Genomic DNA, 25,079 nt, shown 5'->3' on the forward strand with positions numbered 1-25,079 from the left:
TCCGCTGACCTACCGGCACGGCCCGTGATCCACTGAGCTTCCGGTACGGCTCGCGGGACCACCGCCCGCGACGGCAGCGCCGCTACCCCCGGTCCCTTCCTCGGCCGGGGGTACCGGCGTTCCTCAACCGGTGTCTCCCAATAGCCGCAATGGTCCCAAAAAAGCCCATTACACCGACATGTCACCCTTTACAAGATCTTGTCAGAGCACTTGAGTAAGTGTTACCTCTTGCGCAACACACGTGCCCCACGTGTGGCATGGCCCACCAGGCCATCTCCCCGCAGGAGGATCGGTGTCGACCAAACCCTGGTCACGCATCACCGTCATCGCGGCCGCGACCGCGGCGCTCACCCTTCCCCTCCCTGGAATCGCCCAGGGGCAGCCCGGCGGGCAACCCGCCGGGAGCCACGACCTCCAGGCCGAGCGGTACGAGAAACCCGACCTGGACAACCGGCGCGGCAGCGTCGCGCCCCCGGCCTCGCTCGGCACCGCGGGCACCGCGACGATCCGCTGGAACGCGCTGGGCACCCCGGCGACGGTCACCGGCTCCGCACCGCTCGCCAAGGGCCTGGGCGCCGACCCCGAGCGGGCCGCCCGCGCCTACCTCAAGGCCAACGAGCCCCTCTTCGGCCTGTCCGCCGAGGCGGTGGACGCGCTGGAGAAGGTCGCGGTCCACCCCATCGGGGACGGCCACGCCGTACTGCTCAGGCAGCGGTTCGGCGACCTGCCCGCGGGGATCGACGGACAGGTGGCGGTCGGCGTGGCGGGCGGAGAGGTCGTCCACGTCACCTCGACGCTGTCACGCTCCAGCGCGCCGCCGCCCGCCGCCCGGATCACCGAGCGGCGGGCACTGGAGGTCGCGGCCGGGGACGGCGGGATCGACCTCGCCACGGCGAGCACCAGGAAGGTCACCCCGGTGGCGGTGCCCGCGCCCGACGGGACGCACAATGCCTTCCAGGTCACCCTGATCGGCGGAGCCGGGGGTGAGGCCGCCGGATACACCACCCACGTGGACGCGGTCAGCGGCGAGATCCTGACCCGCGAGAACCTGGTGGACCACGACCTCCAGCCCGACGGCCCGCGCTGGAAGGCGTTCACGGCCACCCCGCCCGCCGACTACTCCTCCACCGACACCCGGGCGACCTGGTGCCACCGGGCCGGGCCCGGCTGCGACCAGGCCCCCGCCGGCGACCCCGGCACAGGCGTGGCGTGGGACGTGAACCACGCCACGGGCGCACCGACCGGCACCAGCACCGGCAACGCCGCCACGACCGTGGAGAACCGCGCCGACGCCGACCCCTACACCGTCGGCACCCGAGGCAACGCGCTCACGCCGGACCGCGAGTACGCTTACCCGTGGGCCAACAGGTGGTACACCGCCAAGTGCGACCCGGCCACGTTCGACCAGCCCGGCGAGGCCGACCTGGAGGCCGCGATCTCCAACCTGCACGTCATGCACAACCGGATGCACGACTGGTCCTACCGGCTCGGCTTCACCGAGACCGCCTGGAACATGCAGGACGACAACGGCACCCGAGGCGGCCTGGGCGCCGACCCCGAGCGGGGCAACGCCCAGGCGGGGGCCAGGGACTTCACCGTGCGGAACAACGCCAACCAGATCACCGGCCCCGACGGGGTCGCGCCGATCACCAACATGTACCTCTGGCAGCCGATCGCGGGCGCGTTCTACTCGCCCTGCGTGGACGGCGACTACGACATGTCGGTGATCGGGCACGAGTACACCCACGCGATCTCCGGCCGCATGGTCGGCGGCCCGACCGCCGGATGGAGCGGCGCCCAGGCCGGTGCCATGAACGAGAGCACCTCCGACCTGTTCGCCATGGAGTACCTCTTCGAGTCCGGCTTCCGGCCCGCGGGCGACACGCCGTACGTCACCGGCGGATACGTCACCGGTGACCGGAAGGCCGGCATCCGCAACTACGACATGTCCGCCTCCCCGCTGAACTACAGCGACGTCGGATACGACCTCGTGGGCCGGCAGGTGCACGCCGACGGCGAGATCTGGACCGCCACCCAGTACGACGTGCGCGAGGGCTTCGTCCGGCGGTACGGCCGGGGCGGGCCGGACCGGCAGCGGGCGTGCGCCGAGGGCAGGACCCCGCTCGACCGGTGCCCCGGTAACCGCCGCTGGGCGCAGATCTCGTTCGACGCGCTGCTGCTGATGGCCTCCGGGGCGGTCAGCTACGTCGACCACCGCGACGCGCTGCTCGCCGCCGACGCCATCCGCTTCGGCGGCAGGGACCGGGACATCATGTGGCGGGCGTTCGCCGAGCACGGCCTCGGGGAGGACGCGGCGAGCACCGGCCCCGATGACGCCGACCCGACGCCCGGCTTCGCCGACCCCGTCGGCCGGAACGGCGAGGTACGGCTGAGGCCGCCGTCCGACGACGAGGACGCGGTGCTCCGGCTCTACGTGGGCGACTACGAGGGCCGCGCCGTGCCGGTGGCCGACACCGACCCGGCGACCGCCCTCGACGACACCGCCGAGCTGACCCCGGGCCGCTACGACTTCCTGGTCGTGGGCGGCGGATACGGGCACACCAGGGTCAGGCTGGCGGTGCGGCCCGGCGCGGAGCTGCCGGTGGCGCCCCCGCTGACCAGGAACCACGCCTCCGCGGCGCTGGGCGCGACGGCCACCGGCGACGGCGTCAACCAGGGCATGCTGATCGACGAGACCGAGGCCACGGACTGGGCCTCGCTCACCGCCCCGGTCAAGGACAGATCCGTCACCGTCGACCTGGCCGGAACCGAGCCGGTCCCGGTCCGCAGGATCCAGGTCAGCGCGATGCTCCGGCCGAACATCAACGACCCGGCCGACCCCGGAGGCCAGAACCGTTTCACCGCCCTGCGCTCGTTCCAGGTGCTGGCCTGCGACGCCACCCGCCGGGACTGCTCATCCCCGCGGTCGTACACGGTGGTCTACACCAGCCCGGCCGACGCCTTCCAGACCCGCCTGCCACGTCCCCGGGGCGCCGATCTGATCATCAAGTCCTTCGGGATCCCACTCACCAGGGCGACCCACCTGACCCTGCGGGCCCTCTCCACCCAGTGCACCGGCAACCCGCTCTACGCCGGTGAGCAGGACAACGACCCCAACTCGGCGACGGACTGCGCCACCGCGGGCGCGGCCAGGAACCAGCTCCGCGCCGCCGAGTTCCAGGTCTTCTCCCGCTAGCCCGCCAGGACGACGACCGCGCCCCCTCCCCCTCGGGGAGACGATCCGGGTACGGCCTCCGCCCGCTCGGCGGGAGCCGTACCCGGATCGCCGGGACGGTCACTTCAAGTGGTCGCGCACGACCTGCCGCGACTGCCGGGGAACGCCCATGTTCCCGGAGCCTCCGGGGCGCCCCGCCTCTTCGGGGTCTCCCTCGCCTCCCCGGGGCACCGAGGTCTCAGCCGCCGGCCGTCCGTGGAAGATCCGGTCGACGACCCGGGCGGCCGCCCCGCCGTCGTCCAGCGGGCAGAACCTCGCCGCGAAGTCGCGGTGGCGTCCGGCGTACTCCGCCGCCACCCGGTCGAGGTCGCGGACCGCCTCGGCCACCTCGCCGGTCGTGCGCAGCAGCGGCCCCGGGGCCTCGGCCTCCAGGTCGAAGGAGAGACCGCGCACCTCGTCCCGGTAGTGCTCCAGGTCGTAGGTGTAGAGCAGGATCGGCCGCCCGGTGACCGCGAAGTCGGCCATCGCCGAGGAGTAGTCCGTGACCAGCACGTCCGCGACCAGGTAGAGATCCCGGATGTCGGGATAGGCGGAGACGTCGACGACGAAGTCCCTGCCCGCCCGGGGAACCCGGTCGAAGGTGTTCGGGTGCCTGCGCACCATGACCACGTGGTCCGCGCCGAGCCTCGACCACATCCTGTGCGGGTCGAAGCGGAGGTCGAACCTGGAGCGGCCCCTGCCGTGATACCTGTCGTCACGCCAGGTCGGCGCGTACAGGACGACCTTTCTCCCCTCGGGAAGCCCGAGGCGCCCGCGGATCTCCGCCACCGCCTCCGGCTCCGGGCCGACGAGCGTGTCGTTGCGCGGATACCCCGTCTCCAGGATCTCCCCCTCGAACCGGAAGGCGGCCCGCAGGATCGGCGTGCACCACGGGCTCGGCGACACCAGATGGCTCCACTGACCGACCTCCACGGCCAGCCGCTCCCGGTGGGCGGCCTCGGCGAGCGGCCCCCGGTCGATGTCGAAGCCGACGCGTTTGATCGGCGCCCCGTGCCAGGTCTGCACGACCACCTGGCCCTCCCTGCGCCGGAACCACTTCGGCAGCGCGGTGTTGGTGACGACGTACCGGCAGGTCGCCAGCGCCTCGAAGTGCTCCCGCCCGGACGTCCTGACCGGGACGATCCCCCGCGGCCCCTCGGGCAGCACCACCTGACCGTCCCTGACGTTCCACAGGAACTCCAGATCGGCCCCGCTCCGCCGCAGCTCCTCGTAGATCGCCCGGGGGTTGTCCGAGAACCGCCTGCCTCCGTGGCTGTCGAAGAAGACGGCCTCGCGGAGCGGCTCCCCCGCCCGCAGCCGGGGGTAGAGCCGGTCGCGCAGCATCCGCCGCGTCTTGGCGTCCTGCGCCTCCCCTCTCAGGTCGCCGCCGACGGTGAGCACGGGCACGCCGTCCTGGTCGCCCTCGAAGACGAACTCACGGTACGCGGACTCGTGCCGCACCGGCGCGTCCAGGCCGGACACCAACCGGCGCCCTCGGTCACCGGACCGTACGGCCAGGCCGTAGGCGCCCGAGGGCAGGGGCAGCCGTCCGGCGAGCGAGCCGACCTCCCGCGGGGTCACCGTGACCGTGAAGCGCCCGTCGGCGGACAGGCGCAGCGGGAACAGGTGCTCGTCGAACCGGTTGCGCGAGGTCACCACCAGGTGCGCGGGCTCGTGACCGGCGGCGCCCCCGGCCGGCTCCAGATCGTGACCGGCGGCGGTCCCGGTCAGCTCCAGCTCGCCTCCGGAGGTCCATCCGGCGTGGTCCACGTGGAAGGCCGCCGCGTGCTCGCGCAGCACGAGGGCCCCCGAGGGGGAGGCGCCCGCGGTCAGGTCCCGGCCGGCGTACGCGTGGCGGCACTCGACCCCGGCCGCCACCGGTCCCGCGCCCTCCACCTCCAGCCGCCACTCGGCCGTCGTGTCGAGTGTCCCGGCCTCCGGACTCGACGCCGGCAGCGCGGGCAGCCGGGAGGAGAGCAGCTCCCCCAGGGCGACCACGGCCCGAAAGGTCCCGTCCGACACGGTGACCGGATAACGGTGGGGGAACCCGCCCCCGGCGCGTGACACGACCAGGACGGGGTCCGGCCCGAGATCTTCGAGGACCGGGCCGGAGAGCAGCAGCCGGTCGCCGTCCAGCGCGCACTCCGTAGCCCGCGCGCGCTCCCGCTCCACCCGGACGCGGAACTCCCCCGACTCCGCCCAGTACGGCCAGACCCTCACCCGAGGCTCCGGCTCGTGATACCCCAGCCGCCCGGCCGACGCCGGATCCGGCCGCCTCAGCCGCTCACGCCGGAGCATGCCCCGGTGCAGGACCCAGAGCTCCACGTGCCAGGTCGCCGCGTCACCTCCCAGCCTGCGGGGGTCGACGGCGAACCGGAACCCGCACCAGTCCTCCGACTCGCGCGACAGCATCGAGACGGTCCGGAAGACGGTGACCGGGACCCTGATCCTGCGGCCGGTGTCCTCGCGTACGAACCAGGCGAACACCCGCTGGTGCCTGCGCTCACCGGGGCTCAGGTATCTCAGCGTCGCCCGGCCCTCCACGCTGAGCCTGCCGCCGTCCCAGCGGACGTCGTCGATCCGCTGGCGCAGCTCCAGCTCCTCGCGGAGCCGGGTGACCCGGGACGGGAGCGGCACGGGACAGGCGAGGTGGTGGCGGCGCAGCCGCCGGACCACCCGGGCGTCCGGCTGAACCGTGCGCTCCCACTCCAGGAACTCCAGCAGCTCGGGCAGGCGGCGCTCCCGCACCAGCCGCCACCTCGCCCTCCTGGGCGCCGGGAGCCGGGCGAGCACCCGGGGGTCGACGGCGTCGAGATAGTCACCCGCGAGGTCGAGAAAGCGCTCCCGGAACGCCTCGTCGGCCCTCTCCAGCGCCTGGACGAAGACCGGCAGGTCACCGTCGAGCACGGTCCGGTCCCACGCGGACACGTGGGCGGCACGGCCGTTGCCGAGCAGGAAGCCGCGGACCGCCGTCACCGACGCGAAGCGATCCTCGATGCCCTTGACGTTCGTGCGGTCCTGGGTGATCGACAGGCTGTCCCCGTCACGCTCCCGCCACAGGTATATCGGGCAGGTGAGCACGTCGACGGCGTCGGCGAGGAAGTGGGCCGGCAGGGCGACCGAGGTGTCCTCGTAGAGCACCCCCTCGGGGAATCGAAACCCGTGCCTCTCCCAGAACGACCGGCGCCACAGCTTGTTGGTGACCAGGCGGTCCATCAGCAGGGACTCCCGGCGGGTGACGTGCGTCCGCGGCACCCGCTCGGCGAACGCCTCCCGGTGCATCGGCGACTGCCACGCGCCCCGGCCGTTGAACCGGTGCACGTTCCCCGTGACGAGGTCGGATCCGGTCTCCTCCAACGTGGCCAGCATGGTCTCCAGCGCGTGCGGCGGGAGCATGTCGTCGCTGTCGACGAAGGCGAGGTACTCCCCCGAGGCGGCCCTCAGGCCGGTGTTCCTGGCCGCGCCGAGCCCGGCGTTGGCCTGCCGGAACAGCCTGAACCGCCCGTCCCGCCGGGCGAACCCCTCGGCGATCTCCGCGGCGGCGTCCGGCGAGCCGTCGTCCACCATGACGACCTCGACGTCCTGCCACGTCTGGCAGGCGAGGGATTCCAGGCAGGCTGCGAGATACGGCTCCACGTCGTAGATCGGAACGATCACACTCAGTCTGGGCAAGGTGTCAACCCCCATGGCTGGAGCCGGCTGAAGCGGTCCGTGGACCGGGAGGGTGGAAAGGGCGGCCGAGGGCGTGGTACCGCCAGCCCGCGGCACGCCAGATCTCGGCGTCGAGGGCGTCGCGGCCGTCGACGACGACCGGGTGCGCGACCAGCTCCCGCGCCTTCACCGGGTCGAGGTCGGCGAACTCCCGCCACTCGGTCAGCAGCAGCACCACGTCCGCGCCCGCCAGGGCGTCCAGGGCCGTGGCGGCGTAGCGGAGCCCGGGGTGGGCCCGGCGGGCGTTGTCCATGGCGACGGGGTCGTGAACGGTGACCCGGGCGCCCTGCCCGTGGATCCGGGCGGCGACGTCGAGGGCGGGGGAGTCGCGGATGTCGTCGGAGTCGGGTTTGAACGCCGCGCCCAGCACCCCGATCGCGCGGTCCGGGAAGGAGCCGCCGGCCAGCTCGCGGGCCAGGTCCACCATGCGCGCCCGGCGGCGCATGTTGATCGCGTCCACCTCGCGCAGGAACGTCAGCGCCCGCCCGGCACCCAGCTCCCCCGCCCGCGCGGTGAACGCCCGGATGTCCTTGGGCAGGCAGCCGCCGCCGAAGCCCAGCCCCGGGGTGAGGAACCTCCCGCCGATCCGGTCGTCGAAGGAGAGCGCCAGCGACAGCTGTTTGACGTCGGCGTGGGAGGCCTCGCAGACCTCGGCCATCGCGTTGATGAAGGAGATCTTGGTGGCCAGGAAGGCGTTGGCGGCGACCTTGACCAGCTCGGCCGTCGGATAGTCGGTGACCACCAGCGGAATCCCCACCGCCAGCAGCGGCGCGTACACCTCGCGCATCACCTTCTCGGCCCGCTCCGAGGCCACCCCCAGCACGATCCGGTCCGGAGCCAGCGTGTCCCTGATCGCGAAGCCCTCGCGCAGGAACTCGGGACTCCAGGCCAGCTCAGCCCCGGCGCCGACGGGCGCCAGCCGTACCAGCTTGCCGGCCAGCCGCCGCGCGGTGCCCACCGGCACCGTGGACTTGCCCACCACCAGGCACTCCCGCCGCAGCCCCGGCGCCAGCTCCTCGATCGCGGCGTCCAGCGCCGAGACGTCGGCACCGTACTCCCCCGGCTTCTGCGGGGTGCCCAGGCACAGGAAGTGCACGTCACCGAAGGCCGCGGCCTCCGCGTAGCGGGTGGTGAACCTGAGCCGCCCGGCGTCCAGGCCGCGGCGGAGCATCTCCCGCAGGCCGGGCTCGTAGATCGGCGGATCCCCGGCCCGCAGGCGGGCGATCTTCTCCGCGTCCACGTCGACGCCGAGGACCTCGAAGCCCAGATCCGCCATGCACGCCGACGTCGTCGTCCCCAGATATCCGGTCCCGAGCACCGTCAGGCGCGGCGTCACCGTCGGGCGCGGCGTCATCCGGAACGGCTTCCGCCGCGCGCGGACGGACGCCGTCTCCGGGACACCCCGGCGAGGGAGAGTCCCCTGCCGAGCATCCGCCTCAGGCGGCGCATCGGCGTACGGTCGAGCCGGCCCCGCAGCCGTCTCACCCTCCGCCTCCAGCGCAGTGCCTTCCTGCGCCACCGCGCCGCCGCGTCGGCGGGCCGGGCCCGCTCCTCCGCCTTCTCCATCGCCGACAGACCCCACGTCTCCCCATCCAGCCACTGCGTGCCGAAGGTGGCGTCCACCACGTCCTCCAGGTGGCGTTCCTCCCGGATCATCCGGGCCCGGTGGAACGCGGCGGTCCGTTCGAGCCGGGCCGCGACCACCCCGTCGTCCTCGGCCAGCGCCAGCGAGACCAGGCCGTACCCCTCGGAGTCGGCCAGCCGGATGAGCCGGTGCAGACAGTCGGGCCTGGGCACCCAGCCCGGCGGGCACACGAACCGGAAGGGGGTGGGAAAGGGCGTCTCGCCCACGCTCTCCGCCAGGTGGACCCGGCCGTCGTGCGCGTAGAGCTCGCGGACGAGCCGCAGGTCGACGGCGGGCTCGTCCAGCGGGGCCCGGCGTCCGCCGGGGATGGCCGACCACGGTCCCACCACGGTGACGCCGATGTCCGCCGTCGAGCCGGCCAGAAACCCGTCGACCGTGGCGCGGACCTGCTCGTAGGAGGCGTCCCCGACGGTCACCACGACCTCGACGAAGGGCACCTCCCACAGCCGGGAGGGAGGTCTGCGCAGCCAGCGGTAGCTCGGCACCCGGTTGGCGAGGAAGACCCAGTTGTGCCGCTTGACCTCCCGCTCCCTGCGCATCACCGTGGACGCCCCCAGGTGCCGGCTCCGGGACTCCCCGTCGGCCACGAAGACCGCGCCCGCCTGCGCCAGGCGGTACCCCAGCTCGGTGTCCTCGGCGAGCACCAGGGAGGTGTCCATCCCCCCGGCACTTCTCAGCAGCGCCGCCGGCAGGGACGCGCTCGCGCCCACGTGGACCTTGAAGCCGTCGAGCCCGGCGTCGCGCAGGCCCCTGGTCCGCTCTATGTACTCGCTGCTCCAGGTGTCGGTGACGTTCTCCCCGGCGTCGAAGAGCCGCTCCGCCGTGCCCGCGCGCACCTCGGCGCGCACCTCGGCGGGGCTCAGGCCCGCGTCCCAGGCCGAGACCATCTTGAACCGGCCCAGCACGGTGAAGTAGTCGGCCAGGTGGTGCCAGCGCATCTGCGCCTCCACCTGCTCACGAAAGACGATCATGTCGGCGTCCAGCCAGTGGATCACCTCGCCCTCCGCCACGTCGGCACCCGACTGGCAGGCCCAGGCGCGTCCCCAGCCCCCTGGACGGCTGGGGACCACCCGGGTGCGCTCCGGAACGACCTCGGGGAGTCGCAGCGGGGACTCGCCGCCGTCGTCGACGACGATCACTTCGAGCAGATGGGCCGGGTAGCTCTGCGCGGCCAGACTCGCCAGGGTCAGCGGAAGGGTCCGGGACCGGAACGCGGGGACGACGACGCTCACGGTCCGGCGGGGGGTCCACGCGCCCAGTTCCTGAGGGGTCACCCGGCCGTAGTCGTTGAGCCGGACCAGCGGCTGGGGTGCTCTTACCGGATCGACGCGTCCGGTCGGCGTGTTCAACATCGATACCCTTCACCTGTTCGCTGAGCTGCTTACCGGGCCTGGCCGTACTCCCCGTCCGGGGAGAGTCCTTCCATCTCCATCAGCGGGTTCGCGTGCAGCCCTCTCCACTGCTGCCGGAACGACCGGAGAAAGCCGGTGATGGGCTCCTGCCACGTGTGCCCCGCGGCCTCCCGGCGCCGGAGGATGTAGTTGAGGCCGTGGGTGCGGTAGATCCTGCCGCCCGCGGCGGCGACCGACTCCAGCAGCTGGCCGTCCACGGTGCGCGGGATCGGGCGGAACCCTCCGGCGTCGTCGAACGCCGCGCGGGACATCAGCATGGTGCCGCCGGCCACGACACCGGTGTAGGTCTCCGTGGCCAGGTGACGGCGTACGGTGACCCCGATCCGTTCCAGGTGGACGAACTCCGGCGCGGACCCCACGAGGTCGGCGGAGGAGTAGCGCCGGGCGAGCAGCAGGTCGGACAGGTGGTCGGGGCCGTACCAGTCGTCGTCGTCCATCTTCGTCAGGTAGGCCCCCGAGGCGCGCGCCGCGGCCTGGTTGAGCGCGGCTCCGAACACCAGGCCGGTGTCCGCCTCGACCACGGTGATCGTCCCCTTGTAGGCGGACACGGCCGACGCCGCGTCCGGCCGGTCGGCGGAGAACCCGTGCAGCGTGAGGATCACCTCCACCTCCGGCCCCCGCTGCCGGCCCACCTGCTCCAGGGCGAACCCCACCATGTCGGGCCGCCGCGTGCAGAGCAGCACCGAGACCGACGGCGGGGCGGGCGGCCGGAGACCGTGGGCGGCGGCGAGCCTGTCCCACCTGCCCGCGACCCCGTGCCGGGCCAGCGCGCACCGCCGGAGCCGGATGCTGAACCGCTCACGGGCGAGCGCGTCGGACAGCCGCCCCGCGTCGAACCCGTCCAGCAGCCCCGCCAGCTCGGCGCCCAGCAGGTCGCGCCACTCCGCACCGGGCTCGGCGATCACGGGCACCCCGGCCGCGGCGAGGCCGCAGACGGCACGGGCCACCCCGAAGGAGACGGGCCGGCCCCCGTGGAGATCCACCGCGACACCGGCGAGCCCGCGCAGCCGGGCGACGTCCACGTCCGTGAGGGAGCCGGACGGCGGGACGCGCGCCACGACGTCGTCCCCCCGGACCACCGCGTAGGCCCCGGCCAGCTCCACCAGCTCCGCCAGGGGTCCGTCGTCGGCCGGGACGAACCCGATGGGACAGACCGACCGCTCGTCGATCGGCGCGAGACACTCGGGTGAGAGACGCCCGGGTGAGAGATCCGGGCCGATGGCGGCCACCCGCCCCCAGCCGGTCGCGGGCGCCGGTTCCCCGCCGGTGGCCGGGTCCGGCCGGCCGATCAGGGGTACGGCGGGCGCCTGCCCCTCGGGCGCGTCGCCGCCCGCCGTACGGAGCACGAGATCGCACCCGGGCGCGTCGCGCCGCCGCGGGACGGGCCCCGACAGCGGAGCCGGTGTGACGTTGGGATCCCCCGGCCGCCACCGGCCGGACCCCGCCCCCACCAGGGAGACCACCGGCGTGTGCAGAGGCTCTCGCCCCAGGCCGTCCAGGCCCCGGCAGAGAGCCCGCAGGACACCTCCGGCCGGCGCGGGCTTGGAGAAGCTCACCTCGACCCGCCAGAGGGGGCCGGCCGGGTGACCGGAGCGGCGTCCCCGCCCCTCCCCGCGGCGGACGCGGACATCGAGCAGGGTGCGCCAGAACCTGGCGCCGTCCACGACCGGCACGGGTGCCAGGCGCCACGGCGGAGACTCCATGATCATCATGGTCAGCCTGCGCGCCCAGGGGAGCGTGTTCCCGTACGGCACCGCACGCCTCAGGTCGGCGGGCGTCCTGGCCAGCAGGAGGAAGTCCTCCAACTCCCCCGAGGCGCCCAGGTGGTCGGCGGGGAACGCGTCCAGGTCCACCCAGGAGACACCGTCCGCCTCACCCGGGGGCGCCGGCGGCTCCGCGTCCCCCTCGAACCCGATGTGGCAGCCGAGAGCGGGCGGGGACGCCTCCGGTTCACGGTTCACACCTGGCTCCTGACGAACACGTCCAGGCCCTTCTCCGCGGCGTAGGCGGTGCGGACGACCTCGGGGAACCTGGCGGCCCACAGGTCGCTCACCGCCCGGTCGCCCTCCCTCGCCGCGTCGTCCAGGAAGACGGCGACCTGCTCGGAGCAGCGGGGCAGCAGGAGCGGAAGGGCGGGGTAGCGTGCGGCGGGCCCCGTGTCGCCAGGTGGCCCGTCGACGAAGACGAGCCCGATGTCCGCGAGGCCCTCCAGGGCCTGTGACGAATACCACCGGTAGGTCTCGGCTCCGCTCTCCCACAGCTCAAGGGGGGCGTCGCGGACCTCGACCACGGCGGAGAGGCCGTGGGCGCGCACCAGGTCGCGGCTGGCCTCCGCGTAGCGCGGGTCGTGCTCAAGGGCGACGACCGTCGCCCCGACCTGCTCGGCGACGTAGCCCATCCACACGCTGGAGGACCCGCTGCCGCATTCGACGATCGTCTTCGGCCTGGCCTGCAGGACCCACCCGACCATCATCCGCAGCACGTCGGGGGAGGCCGCCCAGCCCCTGAGCGGGGGAAGCGGGGCGCGGGGGCTGATGAGCGCCCGCAGGTCGGCGAACGCCTCCATCTGGGTGTAGGAGCGGCGGATCTCCCGGTCCAGGGAGCGGCACTCCCCCCTCACCCGGGCGAACTCGCGCTCCATCAGCTCGCGCGACCCGGCGACGGCGCCGAGGGATTCGGCGTGCCGCGCCCCGCCCGCGTCCTCCAGCGCGCCGATCCTTCGCTCCAGCGCGCCGAGTCTGCGCTCCAGCGGGGCGGCCCTGCGTTCCAGCCGGACCAGCGACCCGCCCACCACCTTGATCCTCTCGGCGTCGCGGCGGGCCCCGCGCTGGAGCGAGCGCAGGGCGGCGAGCGCCGGCACGGCGGCCAGCACCACCAATCCGGTGGACAGCACCGACGGCAGACGGCCGTCGACACCACCGGCACCGTAGGCCAGCGCCGACGCGGACAGCGCCAGGCCGACCGCCGTCCCGACGGAACGACTGGGATATCTCATCGACGGCATGCGCATCCGGGCCTCCGGGGGAATTACCCGCATGGATCGCGACTCCGCGTCCACCGGCCATTCAACGGGCAACGTTGTGGAACAACGTAGGGGCCGCCCTCAGCCGGCCGTCCGGACTTGGTCCCGGCTTTGCGAAGCCCGGTCCAAGCGCTTGCGCACCGGAAAGGCGACGGCGGAGGGCCCCTGAAATCTCCCGAATACCGATATTTAGCGACGAACACCGAAAACACGGTCGCCGGTTGACGTCCGCTTTCCCCATGTGCCGCACCGGCGCGGTGGGCTCAGCCGGCACCCGGGACGGTGACGTTCCGCTCCTTGAAGTCGTAGCCGTTCCTCGTGGCGTTCTGACGCAGCATGTCGAAGGAGTTCTTGCCGGCGGCGAGGTCGGCCTCCGTGGCCGTGCCGTTCCTCAGCTTCCCGATGAGACCGGTGAAGGTGTCGCTGACCGCCTGGACACTCCTGCACAACGTCGGGTTGGCCATGGCGAAGCCTCTGGCGACCTTCAGTTCGTGGAGGGCGAAGGCTCCGGCCAGGGCCGCCTTCACGAAGGTGCGCTTCCTCTTCTCCGCTCCGGCCTTGAAGCCTCCGCTCCGCAGCGGCCGGTAGATGTAGCGGTAGAACGCCCCCAGCGCGAGACCCGCGTGCAGCGCGAAGCGCGTCTTGGCGAACGGCTTGGCGTTACCCCCGGCCGGGCACCCCCCGTCCTGCTCCCGGCCGGTGCCCCCGGTCGCCGGCGGGGTGCTCGCCGCCACCGGATGCGTGGCCACCGCCCTCTCCGGGACCAGGGCGGCCCGCCTGTCGCCGCCGCAGCCGCCGAGCAGCGTCACCGCCAGCACCGTCGCCACCGGAACGGCGGCGAACCGAGCTCTTCCCACAGTCATCTCTTCCCCCGTAAAACCTCACCGCACGATGATTCGCCCCCTCACCCTCTTCCCCTGGTAGCCATGTCAACACATACGGTAACCATTCGTGCTCCGGGCCGCGTGCCTCTCATGGGCTCCCGCCGGAGCGTCCGAGCCTCCGGCCTCCTCGCACGCGGCCCGTCCCGGGCCTACATGTGGTCCGTATCCGGGCCGTCGACGGGGACGATCTCGGGAGCGCCGAGGCGGATGGCGTCGGCCTCCTGGTCGGTGTCCTGCTCCTGGGAGAGCCGCTCGGCCTCGACGCGCTTGGTGTAGTACTCCATCTCGCGCTTGATCTGCTCGGCGTCCCACTCCAGCGGCCCGGCGAGCAGCTCGGCGACCTCCTCGACCACCCCCAGCCCCCGGTGGAAGGTCTCGATCGAGATGTGCGTGCGCCGGGCGAGCACGTCGTTCAGATGCCGGGCGCCCTCGTGGGTGGCCGCGTAGACGACCTCCGCCCGGAGGTAGTCGTCCGCCCCGGTCAGCGGGAGCGCCAGGGACGGGTTCTCCTCGATCAGCGCGAGGACCTCGTCGATCAGCGAGCCGTACCGTTGCAGCAGGTGCTCGATCCGGGCCACGTGGAGCCCGGACAGCCGGGCCAGCCGATGCCGGGAGTTCCAGAGCGCCTGGTAGCCCTCGGCCCCGGCCAGCGGGATCCGGTCCGTGCACGACCGCGGGACCCGCTGGTCGAGCCCGTGCGCCACCGCGTCCACCGCGTCCCGCGCCATGACCCGGTAGGTCGTGTACTTCCCCCCGGCGACCATGACCAGCCCCGGCACCGGATGGGCCACCACGTGCTCGCGGGAGAGCTTGGACGTCTCCTCCGACTCCCCGGACAGCAACGGCCGCAACCCGGCGTAGACGCCCTCGACGTCGTCGCGGGTGAGCGGCACCGAGAGCACCTCGTTGACGTGTTCGAGCACGTAGTCGATGTCGGAGCGGGAGGCCGCCGGGTGTGCCCGATCCAGGTCCCAGCGGGTGTCGGTGGTCCCGACGATCCAGTGCCGGCCCCAGGGGATCACGAAGAGCACCGACTTCTCGGTACGCAGGATGATCCCGGTGAGCGCGTGGATCCTGTCGCGCGGGACGACCAGGTGGACGCCCTTGGACGCGCGGACGTGGATCTGCCCGCGTCCCCCGACCATCTCCTGGATGTCGTCGGTCCACACGCCGGTGGCGTTGACCACCTGACGGGCCCGCACGTCCAGCTCGGCCCCGCCCTCCAGGTCGCGCACCCGGACCCCGGTGACCCGTTCCCCCTCCCGCAGGAAGCCCACCACCCGGGCGCGCGAGGCCACGTGGGCGCCGTACGCGGAGGCGGTCCGCAGCATGGTCATCACGTAGCGGGCGTCGTCCACCTGGGCGTCCCAGTACTGCACCGCGCCGGAGAACGCGGTCCGCCGCAGCGCGGGCGCGAGCCGTAGCGCCCTGCCCCGCGACAGATGCCGGTGTCCGGGCACACCGCGGGTGAACCCGAAGGAGAAGCCCAGCGAGTCGTACATCATCAGACCGGCCCCGACGTACGGCCGCTCCCAGCCCAGGTGGGTGAGCGGGAACAGGAACGGCACCGGCCGGACCAGGTGGGGGGCGATCCGCTGCAGCAGCAGTGCCCGCTCCTGGAGCGCCTCCCTGACCAGGTCGAAGTTGAGCTGTTCCAGGTAGCGGAGGCCGCCGTGGATCAGCTTGGACGATCTGGACGAGGTTCCCGAGGCGAAGTCGCGCGCCTCGAACAGCCCGGTGCTCAGCCCCCGGGTCGCCGCGTCGAGCGCGACGCCGGCGCCGACGACACCGCCGCCGATCACCACCACGTCGAGCTCCTGAGCGGTCATCCGCGTCAGCGCCGCGGCCCGCTCGGCGGGGCCGAGCCGCGCCGTGCCCATTCGCGCCGTCATGATGCATCCCCCTGGGGTACGGGTTCGTCGGCTTGCACCAGATATCTACCCGCTCAGCCCCGCCATTACTACTGACGGGTAACGAACCCCGGCTGAGATCCGGCCCGTCGGTCACCCGGACGCCGGGCGGTCTCCCCGGTCTCCGGCCCACTCCTCCCGGTCGGCACTCACACCCGGCTGTGGATCATCCAACCAGTATTCAGAGGGATATATCTGCGAATGTTCCTCATGCGGGATGCGGGGTCACCCGCTCGGGGCGTCCCGGTTGAGCCGGGGGTCGACGAGGTGGTCGCCGAGGGGGGTGCGGTAGTAGAGCACGGATCGCCCCGATCGGCGGCGCCGTACGAGCTCCGCGTCCAGCAGGACCCTGAGATGGCCGCCCACCGATCCCAGGCCGTGACCGGTCAGCGCGACAAGCTGGGTCGTGCTCTTGGGCTCCGCCAGGCGAGTGAGGATGCCGGCACGCACCGGGCCGAGCAGCCTGCGTAACGCCTCCGGGGGTGCGCCGCCCGGAGGGTCGGCCAGAAATCCGGTACACGGATAGACCACCGCGTACCGCCGCGGGGGATCCCAGCCGACCCAGCCTCCGTTCGTGGTGGCCGGGATGAACAGCAGCCGGGCGTCGGCGGCGATGTCACGCGGCGGGGTGTCGTAGGCGTTGATCTGGAGCCGCCCGTCGCCCAGCCATCGCATGCCCGGTCGCATGCCGCTCAGCGCGGCGGCCCAGCCGCCTGAGCTCAGTCTCTGGGTTCGCGCGACGACGTCGGCCTCGAACACGCGGCTCAGACGCCCCCACTCCGGCCTGACCGTGTGGGTCCAGATCCATTCGAGCAGGCCGGCGGCGCGGCCGGGGAGGTCGGGCACACGCAGCTCCGCCGGAACCGGCCCGCCGAGCCCGGCCGCGAGGTCGCCGACGGCCACCTCGGCGGGTGTCTCCCGGACCCGCGACAGCTCGTCGTGGAACGTCCGATCGCTCTCCAGCGGCGGCATGGTCACGAAGTCGGCCAGCCAGCTTGGGCGTAGTGCCGCCTGGACGAACAGCGCCTCGACGGGGTTCGCGGCGAGACGGTCACGGTAGGCCGGGATGTGGGCGCGCAGCCACGGCTCGCGGCCGGAGACCGGCCTCCCCCAGTGCAGGGCGAGGAGCGCCGCGACGGTCTCCGCCAACGGTGACACGGTGAAACGACTCCGTGCCAGCACGTCGGCGCCGACCCGCCAGACCCCCACGTTTCGCCTCCATGCGAAACTTTACCCCCTCTGCCCGGAGCCCAGCAGACTCCCCGCATGCGCACCTACGGAGAGTTGTTCCGCACCCCCGAGTTCACCCCGCTCTTCGCGGCGGTGTCGGCGCAGGTCGCCGGCGGAACGGTCAGCGGGCTGGCACTCGGCTCGCTCGTCTACGCCGCCACCGGGTCACCGCTGCTGTCGGCGCTCAGCATCTTCGGATCCTCGTTCGCCCAGGTGATCGGCGCCACGGCGCTGCTGTCCCTCGCGGACCGCCTGCCGCCCAGGGCGCTTCTCGCGGCGGTCGCGACGATCTTCGCGGCGGGCACCGCCGCCATGGCGATACCGGGGATGCCGATCTGGGGGCTCTTCGCGGTGATCATGGCGCTGGGCCTGACCGGCTCGGTGGGCGGCGGTGTGCGCTGGGGCCTGCTCAGTGAGATCCTCCCGGACGAGGGGTACGTCCTCGGCCGGTCGATGTTCAACATGACCGTCGGCGCCATGCAGATCGGCGGATTCGCCCTCGGCGGAGTCCTGGTCACCGCCCTCTCCCCCCGCGAGACGCTGCTCATCGGCGCCGGGCTGGACCTCCTGGCCGCGGTCGTCATACGGGCCGGCCTGACCAGGCGCGCGCCGCGGGCCACCGGCCGCCCGTCCGTCCGGGAGACATGGCGAGTCAACGCCCTGCTGTGGTCGTCTCCTGCCCGGCGCCACCTCTACCTCGCTCTGTGGATCCCGAACGGGCTGATCGTCGGGTGCGAGGCGCTGTTCATCCCCTACGCGCCGGACGCCGCCGGGGTGCTGTTCATGTCCGGCGCCCTCGGCATGCTCGCGGGCGACACGGTGACGGGCCGGTTCGTCCCGCACGAATGGCGGGGCAGGCTCATCACACCCCTGCGGCTCCTCCTCGCCGCGCCGTACCTGCTGTTCGCGCTGCCGCTCCCCTTCCCCGTCGCCGTGGTGGCCGCCGCCACAGCCTCGGCCGGGTTCAGCGCGGGGCTGCTGCTACAGGACCGGCTCGTCGCGCTGATCCCGGACGACATGCGCGGGCAGGCGCTCGGGCTGCACTCCGCGGGCATGCTGACCATGCAGGCCGTCGGCGCCTCCGTCGCCGGATCCGTCGCCCAGTACGTTTCACCCGCCACCGCGATGGCACTGATGGCGTCCGCGTCCCTGGCCGTGACGGTCGCCCTCACCTCCCGGCTGCGCGAATCCGCCGGGGCGCCCCCGGCGGAGACGGTTCCGCCGCCTCCCTCCTGAAGATCGTTTTGGCCGCCGGCTCTCCGGGAACCCGGGAGGATGGGACCATGAGCATCACACTCGCCGACGCCCGCCTCGTGACCCCCGACGGTGTTCACGAGGGCTGGCTCACCATCGAAGACGGCCGGATCACCCATGTGGGCCGCGGTCCGGCCCCCGGGCCGGGGCACAGTCTCACGGGCCGCTACGTGGTGCCGGGGTTCGTCGACATTCACAGCCACGGTGGGGCGGGCGGCTCCTTTCCCTCCGGCGATCCGGACGAGGCGAGCCGGGTCGCGGCCCTGCACGCCCGGCACGGCACCACCACGCTGATGGCCAGCCTGGTCACCGCGTCCCTGGACGATCTGGCCAGGGCCGCGTCCGCGCTGGCCGACCTGTGTGACGACGGCCTGCTGGCCGGGATCCACTTCGAGGGCCCCTACATCTCCCGAGCCCGCTGTGGTGCGCACGACCCGGCCCTGCTGCGGGAGCCCTCCCCGCGGGAGTTCTCCGAGCTGCTCAAGGCCGGGCGCGGCCATGTACGGATGCTCACCGTCGCCGCCGAGCTGCCCGGCGCCCCGGACGTCATCCGGGAGGCGACGGCGAACAACGTGATCGCCGCCTTCGGCCACAGCGACGCCACCTACGAGCAGACCGTCGAGGGCGTCGAGGCCGGCTGCACCGTCGCGACCCACCTCTTCAACACGATGCCGCCGCTGCACCACCGCGCTCCCGGCCCGGTGGCCGCGCTGCTGCAGGACGAGCGCGTCACGGTCGAGCTGATCAACGACGGCGTGCACCTGCATCCGGCGATGACGCGCCTGGCCTACGACGTCGCCGGCCCCGGCAGGACCGCGCTGATCACCGACGCGATGGCGGCGACCGGCATGGGCGACGGCGCCTACGAACTCGGCCCGATGAAGGTGAACGTGGTCGGCGGCGTCGCCCGGCTGGCCGACGGGGACGCCATCGCGGGCAGCACGCTCACCATGGACGTGGCGTTCCGGCGAGCCGTCCGGCAGGTCGGCCTGTCCCTGACCGAGGCGGCCGAGATCGCCTCGCTCACCCCGGCCCGGGTGCTCGGCGTGGCCGACCGGCTCGGCTCCGTCTCGGTCGGCAAACAGGCCGACCTGGTGGTGCTCACCGACGACCTGGAGGTCTCCGGCGTCATGAGGGGCGGACGCTGGATCACCGAGCCGCGCTGACCCCGCCGCCCGCGCCGCGGTCCGGTTCTCGCGGTCACGCCGGCTTCGGCGGGCGGCGCGTCCTCACGGCCAGTCCCAGCGGATTCCGACCAGGCCCGGCTGGAGGGAGTCGGTCACCAGGTGGACCGCGTGGTGGGCGTTGAGGGTGAGCTCGCCGTGGTCGTGTTCGCCCGGACCGTGCTCGTGGCGGGCGAAGCGGCGGATGCGGGTCGGCAGGGTCGCGGGGGTGAAGCCGACCCGGAGCGTGTACTGACCGGCCGGGGAGCGGAAACCCCGCTCGTACTCGGTGGTCTCCACACCGCTCGGATCCGCGAGCTCGTAGCGGATCACCTGGGTGTCCCCGGTCCGCAGCGCCCGGTCGAACAGCAGTTCGGCCACCACCAGCGCGGTGGGCCCGTCACGGCGGACCCTGCCGACCCGGCAGTCCTCCAGCGCCCGGATGCGCACCCGTTCCACGTCACAGCCCAGATCACCCCGGTAGACGATGATGTGGCGGTCGACGGCGTCCTCGTACGCCCGCACCACCTGGAGCGTCTCGCGCCGGACGGTGCTGCGGTCCGGCCCGATCTGCAGCGTCTCGTACATTCCGGCGATCTGCAGCCGCCGGTCGTCGGGCGTGCCGTCGAGATCGTGGAGCAGGGCGGAGAGCGCGCGGGACGGCTCCAGGATCGAGGAGCAGGGCACGGCGCCCTGCGCCGTCCCGCCACCGTGAGCCCGCCCCCGGGGGCGGGGCGGACCGAGCAGGCCCATCAGCGAGCGCGGCGGCAGGATGAGGATCTCCTCCAGGGCGCGGACGGCCCGCAACGACTCGGGCCGCTCCGGGCGGCGCAACCCCTGCTGCCAGTAGCTCAGGCTCGTCATCCCGACCCGTAGCCCGCGCTCCTCCAGACGGTGGCGGAGCCGGTCCAGAGTCAGGCCCCGCGCCTCCACCGCGGCACGGAGCGCGACGTGGAAGGGGCCCTCGCGGAGAGCGATCCGGAGCTCGCGATCATCCGACACAGGGGAATGTTCACAGATTTTCCCTCATACGTCACTTTCGCCGGGCCCGCCGCCGCGGCCTCAGGTCCGCCCCGGCGCCCCGGGCGGCCCGGCTCCACACCGGCGGCACCGGAGCCCGGTGGCGATGACCTGGCGTTCGGCGCCCGCCGGGGGACCACACCCCGCGAACGCCGCGCGCCGGGAGAAACACTCGGGAAGGACAGGTGGGCTCTCAGCGGACCTGCGGGGCGACGACGACCTCGACCCGCTGGAACTCCTTCAGGTCGGAGTATCCCGCGGTGGCCATCGTGCGCTTGAGCGCACCCATGAGGTTCATGGAGCCGTCGGCCACCGAGGACGGGCCGTGCAGGATCTGCTCCAGGGTGCCGATCGTGCCGAACTCGACCCGCCTGCCCCGGGGCAGCTCGGGGTGCTGCGCCTCGGAGCCCCAGTGGAACCCCCTGCCGGGGGCCTCGGCCGCCCTGGCCAGCGGTGAGCCGACCATCACCGCGTCGGCACCGCAGGCGATCGCCTTGGCGATGTCACCGGAGGTGCCCATGCCGCCGTCGGCGACGACGTGGACGTACCGGCCGCCGGACTCGTCCATGTAGTCGCGGCGGGCCGCGGCCACGTCGGAGATCGCGGTGGCCATCGGCACCACCACGCCCAGCACCGTGCGGGTGGTGTGCGAGGCGCCGCCGCCGAAGCCGACGAGCACGCCGGCCGCACCGGTCCGCATCAGGTGGAGCGCCGCGGTGTAGGTGGCGCAGCCGCCGACGATCACCGGGACGTCGAGCTCGTAGATGAACTGCTTGAGGTTGAGCGGCTCGGCCCGTCCTGAGACGTGCTCGGCGGAGACCGTGGTGCCGCGGATGACGAAGATGTCCACACCCGCGTCGATGACGGCCTTGTGATACTGGACGGTGCGCTGCGGGGAGAGGCGGACGGCCGTGGTCACCCCGGCCGCGCGGATCTCCTCGATGCGGCGGCCGATCAGCTCCTCCCTGATGGGCGCGTTGTAGATCTCCTGAAGCCGCCTCGTGGCGGCCTCCCCCTTGAGCTCGGCCACCTCGGCCAGCAGCGGCATGGGGTCCTCGTAGCGGGTCCAGAGCCCTTCGAGGTCCAGCACGGCCAGGCCGCCGAGCCTGCCGACCTCGATCGCGGTCTTCGGCGAGACCACGCTGTCCATCGGGCTCACCACGACGGGCAGCTCGAACCGGTAGGCGTCGATCTGCCAGGCGATCGAGACCTCCTCCGGGTCACGGGTGCGCCGGGACGGGACGATGCCGATCTCGTCGAGCGCGTAGGCACGGCGGCCGTTCTTGCCGCGTCCGATCTCCACCTGAGTCATATGTCTGTCTTTCCCATTCATACGTGTACGGCGTGCGCCAAGCGGACGCGAGCCGTACCGTGCCGGTGTAGGCCGGTATAGAGCTGATATGAACCGATGAAGATCGCGGACCGGGGTGGCCCGCCGGAGCACCGGCCCTGTCGCGAGTCCCGCGCCGTTCGTCCTCGGTTCCCGCGGCAGGACTCTACCGACGGTGGTAGTTCGGGGCCTCGACCGTCATCTGGATGTCGTGCGGGTGACTCTCCTTGAGGCCGGCCGAGGTGATCGGCATGAGCTCGCACCTGGTGTGCATCTCCTGGACCGTGCGGCACCCGGCGTACCACATGCCCTGGCGCAGGCCGCCGACGAGCTGGTGGGCGACCGCGGCGACCGGACCCCGGTAGGGCACCTGGCCCTCGATGCCCTCGGGGATGAACCTGTCCTCGGTGCCGACGTCGGCCTGGGCGTAACGGTCCTTGCTGAAGGAGGCGCCGCCGCGCTCGCGGTTGCGGACCGCGCCGAGCGAGCCCATCCCCCGGTAGGACTTGAACTGCTTGCCGTTGATGAAGATCAACTCACCGGGGGACTCCTCGCAGCCCGCCAGGAGCGACCCCAGCATGACCGCGTCGGCCCCGGCGGCGATGGCCTTGACGATGTCGCCGGAGTACTGGAGGCCGCCGTCGCCGATCACCGGCACCCCGGCGGGGCCCGCGGCGAGCGAGGCCTGGTGAATGGCCGTCACCTGCGGGGCGCCGACGCCGGCGACCACGCGGGTGGTGCAGATGGAGCCGGGGCCGACCCCGACCTTGACCGCGTCGGCCCCGGCGTCGACCAGCATCTGGGCGCCCGCGCGGGTGGCGATGTTACCGCCGACGACCTCGGCCCGGGTGTTGGACTTGATCTTGGCGATCATGTCGGCGAGGCCCTTGGAGTGGCCGTGCGCGACGTCCACCACGATCACGTCGACCCCGGCCTCGACCAGGGCCGCCGCCCGCTTCTCCGCGTCCTCCCCGACGCCGATGGCCGCCCCCACGACGAGCCGGCCGTCGGCGTCCTTGGTGGCGAGGGGGTACTGCTCGCTCTTGGTGAAGTCCTTGACCGTGATGAGCCCGCGGAGCCGCCCGCCGCCGTCGACCAGCGGGAGCTTCTCGATCTTGTTCTTTCTGAGCAGCTCGAACGCGCCGTCCCTGGAGACCCCGACCGGCGCGGTCACCAGCGGCATCGGGGTCATGACCTCGCGCACCGGACGGCTGTGGTCGGTCTCGAAGCGCATGTCGCGGTTGGTGACGATGCCGACGAGCACACCGGCCGCGTCGGTCACCGGGACGCCGGAGATCCGGTAGGTGGCGCAGAGGCGCTCGACGACGGCCAGGGAGTCGTCCGGCGAGCAGGTGACCGGGTTGGTGACCATCCCGGCCTCGGAGCGCTTGACGAGGTCGGCCTGCTGGGCCTGGTCCTCGATGGAGAGGTTGCGGTGCAGGACGCCGATGCCGCCCTGACGGGCCATCGCCACCGCCATCCGCGCCTCGGTGACCGTGTCCATCGCCGCCGAGATGAGCGGGATGCGGAGGGTGATCCCCCGAGACAGCCGTGTGCCGGTGTCCGCCTCACCCGGCTGCAGGTCCGAGTAGGCGGGCACAAGAAGCACATCGTCGAACGTGAGTCCCGCCTCGGTGAACCTGGCCATCTGCAACCCTCCTGCCGCGGCGCTCTCATGAGATGGGGAAGGCGCCGGCCCCCGGATCACAGTTTAGAGTCTGGCTGCAAACATGGAGGACACCGGGGAAAGTTACGAGGTTGGGAAAAGGTTAAGGGCGCATCATGACCGCTTGGGTGGTTCGGAGGTTGTTGGCCACATCAAGGCCATAAGGTGGGATCGTGCTCGACGACGTCCCTCGCGACCCGTTCGCGGACGACCCCGACGACCCGGCGTCCGCGCTGGGTGAGTCCGGCGCCCCGGAGCCGCTGACCCCGGCCGAACGCGACGAGGCGATGACCGACCTCGCCGATGTCGAGGTCTTCCGTTCCATGCTGGAGCCCCACGGCGTGCTGGGCCTGGTCCTCGACTGCCCGGAGTGTGGTGAGCAGCACTACTTCGACTGGGAGCTGCTCCGCGGCAACCTCCGCCTGATGATCGAGAACGGCCGGCCCCAGGTCCACGAGCCCGCCTGCCGGCCCAACCCCACGGACTACGTCACCTGGGAGTACGCCCGGGGCTACGTGGACGGCGTGATCGACACCGAGGAGCACCGCTGATCGACGTCGTCGATCAGGGCCGCCAGCAGGCTCACGGCGGCGTCCGGGGAGGTGACGGGCTCCCTGCGGGAGAGCGCGTCCAGCAGGGCGTCGGTCTCGGCCACGACGGGATCCCGCTCCGGCCCGTATCTCCGGGCCGGCCGCCGTGGATGGACGGTCGTCACGACCTCGCCCGCCTCGGACTCCCGCCGGCCGGGCGGGCCCCGTCCCGCGTTCCGCTCACACGCCGCCGGACCGGGGTCGGCTGTCCGGCGGTCAAGCCGTCGACTCCAGCTCCGCCATCGCGCGCAGCCGGGCCAGCGCCCTGTGCTGGGCAACGCGAACCGCGCCTGGTGACATGCCCAGTACATTACCCGTCTCCTCCGCGGACAGTCCCGACACCACCCGGAGCATGAGCAGCTCGCGCTGGTTGTCCGGGAGCCTGGAGAGCAGCCTGCGGGCGTGCTCGGCCTCGATGTAGCGCACCACGGTCTCCTCGGGTCCCGGCCCCTCGTCGGGCCCGTCGGGGAGGTCCTGGGTGGGTACGGCGGAGCGCACGGAGCTGCGGAGCGCGTCGGCCACCTTGTGGGAGGCGATGCCGAAGACGAAGGACGCGAACGGCCGTCCCATGTCGCGATAGCGGGGCAGCGCGGACAGCACCGCGATGCACACCTCCTGGGCCACGTCGTCCGCGATGTGATACTGACCGGAGACCCGGCCGAGACGGGCCCGGCAGTAACGGACGACCATTGGCCGTAACTGCGCGATCAAGGATTCGATCGCGGTGCGATCCCCCTGAACGGCGAGGCGCGTCAGATCCTTGAGATCATCCCGATGGGCGGTCCCTTCAGATCTCGTCGCAAGCCTTACCCCATTTTTGGCGTCGGCGACGCATCCCTCGGTCACGTTAGGCATAATGCCCGCCCCGGTCGGGCGTGTCGTCATAGCAAACGGCTACGGATTGGTCACATTGAGGCGGAGATAACCCGATGTAATCAATCGAACACAGTAAGGCTTTGGCTATGCGTAAATATTTCATCGGATTACCGAATATGTCGACTATTGGTTAGAAGATGCATTGATCTTCT

At 72.5% G+C, this 25,079-nt stretch carries 17 protein-coding genes; 4 read left to right on the plus strand and 13 right to left on the minus strand.

Features of this window, described 5'->3' with window-relative positions; translation table 11 throughout:
* Nucleotides 1-292 precede the first annotated feature (292 nt).
* Nucleotides 293-3,196 carry a M36 family metallopeptidase gene (locus tag ACWEF2_RS05760; RefSeq protein ID WP_453812267.1) on the plus strand — a complete coding sequence of 968 codons (2,904 nt, stop codon included), beginning with the start codon at nucleotides 293-295 and terminating at the stop codon, nucleotides 3,194-3,196.
* Nucleotides 3,197-3,295: 99 nt separating this feature from the next.
* On the opposite strand, the gene ACWEF2_RS05765 is transcribed toward ACWEF2_RS05760, so the two are convergent.
* The 8 genes from ACWEF2_RS05765 to ACWEF2_RS05800 all read right to left on the minus strand — a co-directional run bounded on the left by ACWEF2_RS05765 (nucleotide 3,296) and on the right by ACWEF2_RS05800 (nucleotide 17,007).
* A complete protein-coding gene (locus ACWEF2_RS05765) occupies nucleotides 3,296-6,886 on the minus strand; it encodes a CDP-glycerol glycerophosphotransferase family protein (RefSeq protein ID WP_453812269.1) in 3,591 nt (1,196 codons plus the stop codon).
* Nucleotides 6,887-6,890: 4 nt separating this feature from the next.
* Nucleotides 6,891-8,279 carry a UDP-glucose dehydrogenase family protein gene (locus ACWEF2_RS05770; protein WP_453812271.1) on the minus strand — a complete coding sequence of 463 codons (1,389 nt, stop codon included), beginning with the start codon at nucleotides 8,277-8,279 and terminating at the stop codon, nucleotides 6,891-6,893.
* Nucleotides 8,276-9,922, minus strand: a complete 1,647-nt coding sequence (locus ACWEF2_RS05775; RefSeq protein WP_453812273.1) for a glycosyltransferase — start codon at nucleotides 9,920-9,922, stop codon at nucleotides 8,276-8,278. Before ACWEF2_RS05775 ends, ACWEF2_RS05770 begins: the two co-directional genes overlap by 4 nt.
* 29 nt (nucleotides 9,923-9,951) lie before the next feature.
* The gene (locus ACWEF2_RS05780) at nucleotides 9,952-11,943 is read right to left on the minus strand and encodes a glycosyltransferase (RefSeq protein WP_453812275.1); all 1,992 of its coding nucleotides are present in this window, start codon (nucleotides 11,941-11,943) and stop codon (nucleotides 9,952-9,954) included.
* The gene (locus ACWEF2_RS05785; protein WP_453812277.1) at nucleotides 11,940-12,977 is read right to left on the minus strand and encodes a class I SAM-dependent methyltransferase; all 1,038 of its coding nucleotides are present in this window, start codon (nucleotides 12,975-12,977) and stop codon (nucleotides 11,940-11,942) included. Before ACWEF2_RS05785 ends, ACWEF2_RS05780 begins: the two co-directional genes overlap by 4 nt.
* A gap of 290 nt (nucleotides 12,978-13,267) precedes the next feature.
* Nucleotides 13,268-13,861 (minus strand): hypothetical protein, encoded by a 594-nt coding sequence (locus ACWEF2_RS05790; protein WP_453812279.1) that lies wholly within the window; start codon nucleotides 13,859-13,861, stop codon nucleotides 13,268-13,270.
* 176 nt (nucleotides 13,862-14,037) lie between these two features.
* Nucleotides 14,038-15,780, minus strand: coding sequence for a glycerol-3-phosphate dehydrogenase/oxidase (locus ACWEF2_RS05795; protein WP_453812281.1), 1,743 nt, complete (start codon nucleotides 15,778-15,780; stop codon nucleotides 14,038-14,040).
* A gap of 243 nt (nucleotides 15,781-16,023) precedes the next feature.
* Nucleotides 16,024-17,007, minus strand: a complete 984-nt coding sequence (locus ACWEF2_RS05800; RefSeq protein ID WP_453812283.1) for a transcriptional regulator — start codon at nucleotides 17,005-17,007, stop codon at nucleotides 16,024-16,026.
* Between the two features lie 57 nt (nucleotides 17,008-17,064).
* Here ACWEF2_RS05800 and ACWEF2_RS05805 point away from each other — a divergent pair, with 57 nt between their 5' ends.
* Both ACWEF2_RS05805 and nagA read left to right on the plus strand, forming a co-directional pair.
* Complete coding sequence (locus ACWEF2_RS05805) at nucleotides 17,065-18,264, plus strand: MFS transporter (protein ID WP_453812284.1); 1,200 nt, start codon at nucleotides 17,065-17,067, stop codon at nucleotides 18,262-18,264.
* A gap of 47 nt (nucleotides 18,265-18,311) precedes the next feature.
* A complete protein-coding gene (gene nagA / locus ACWEF2_RS05810) occupies nucleotides 18,312-19,448 on the plus strand; it encodes an N-acetylglucosamine-6-phosphate deacetylase (protein ID WP_453812286.1) in 1,137 nt (378 codons plus the stop codon).
* A gap of 63 nt (nucleotides 19,449-19,511) precedes the next feature.
* Here the strand turns inward: nagA and ACWEF2_RS05815 are convergent, their stop codons facing one another.
* From ACWEF2_RS05815 to guaB, 3 genes are all read right to left on the minus strand, one after another.
* Nucleotides 19,512-20,447, minus strand: coding sequence for a hypothetical protein (locus ACWEF2_RS05815; protein WP_453812287.1), 936 nt, complete (start codon nucleotides 20,445-20,447; stop codon nucleotides 19,512-19,514).
* 211 nt (nucleotides 20,448-20,658) lie between these two features.
* A complete protein-coding gene (locus ACWEF2_RS05820; protein ID WP_453812289.1) occupies nucleotides 20,659-21,777 on the minus strand; it encodes a GuaB3 family IMP dehydrogenase-related protein in 1,119 nt (372 codons plus the stop codon).
* A gap of 184 nt (nucleotides 21,778-21,961) precedes the next feature.
* Nucleotides 21,962-23,443 (minus strand): IMP dehydrogenase, encoded by a 1,482-nt coding sequence (gene guaB, locus ACWEF2_RS05825; protein WP_453812290.1) that lies wholly within the window; start codon nucleotides 23,441-23,443, stop codon nucleotides 21,962-21,964.
* 191 nt (nucleotides 23,444-23,634) lie between these two features.
* Here guaB and ACWEF2_RS05830 point away from each other — a divergent pair, with 191 nt between their 5' ends.
* The gene (locus ACWEF2_RS05830) at nucleotides 23,635-24,012 is read left to right on the plus strand and encodes a DUF5319 family protein (RefSeq protein WP_453812292.1); all 378 of its coding nucleotides are present in this window, start codon (nucleotides 23,635-23,637) and stop codon (nucleotides 24,010-24,012) included.
* Here ACWEF2_RS05830 and ACWEF2_RS05835 read toward each other — a convergent pair.
* Both ACWEF2_RS05835 and ACWEF2_RS05840 read right to left on the minus strand, forming a co-directional pair.
* On the minus strand, nucleotides 23,973-24,116 hold the full coding sequence (locus ACWEF2_RS05835) for a hypothetical protein (RefSeq protein WP_453812294.1): 144 nt from the start codon (nucleotides 24,114-24,116) through the stop codon (nucleotides 23,973-23,975). The genes ACWEF2_RS05830 and ACWEF2_RS05835 overlap by 40 nt on opposite strands.
* A gap of 151 nt (nucleotides 24,117-24,267) precedes the next feature.
* Nucleotides 24,268-24,906: a sigma-70 family RNA polymerase sigma factor gene (locus ACWEF2_RS05840; protein ID WP_453812295.1), complete on the minus strand. Its 639-nt coding sequence runs from the start codon at nucleotides 24,904-24,906 to the stop codon at nucleotides 24,268-24,270.
* Nucleotides 24,907-25,079: the final 173 nt, after the last annotated feature.

This window comes from Streptosporangium sp. NPDC004631 (assembly GCF_053601935.1).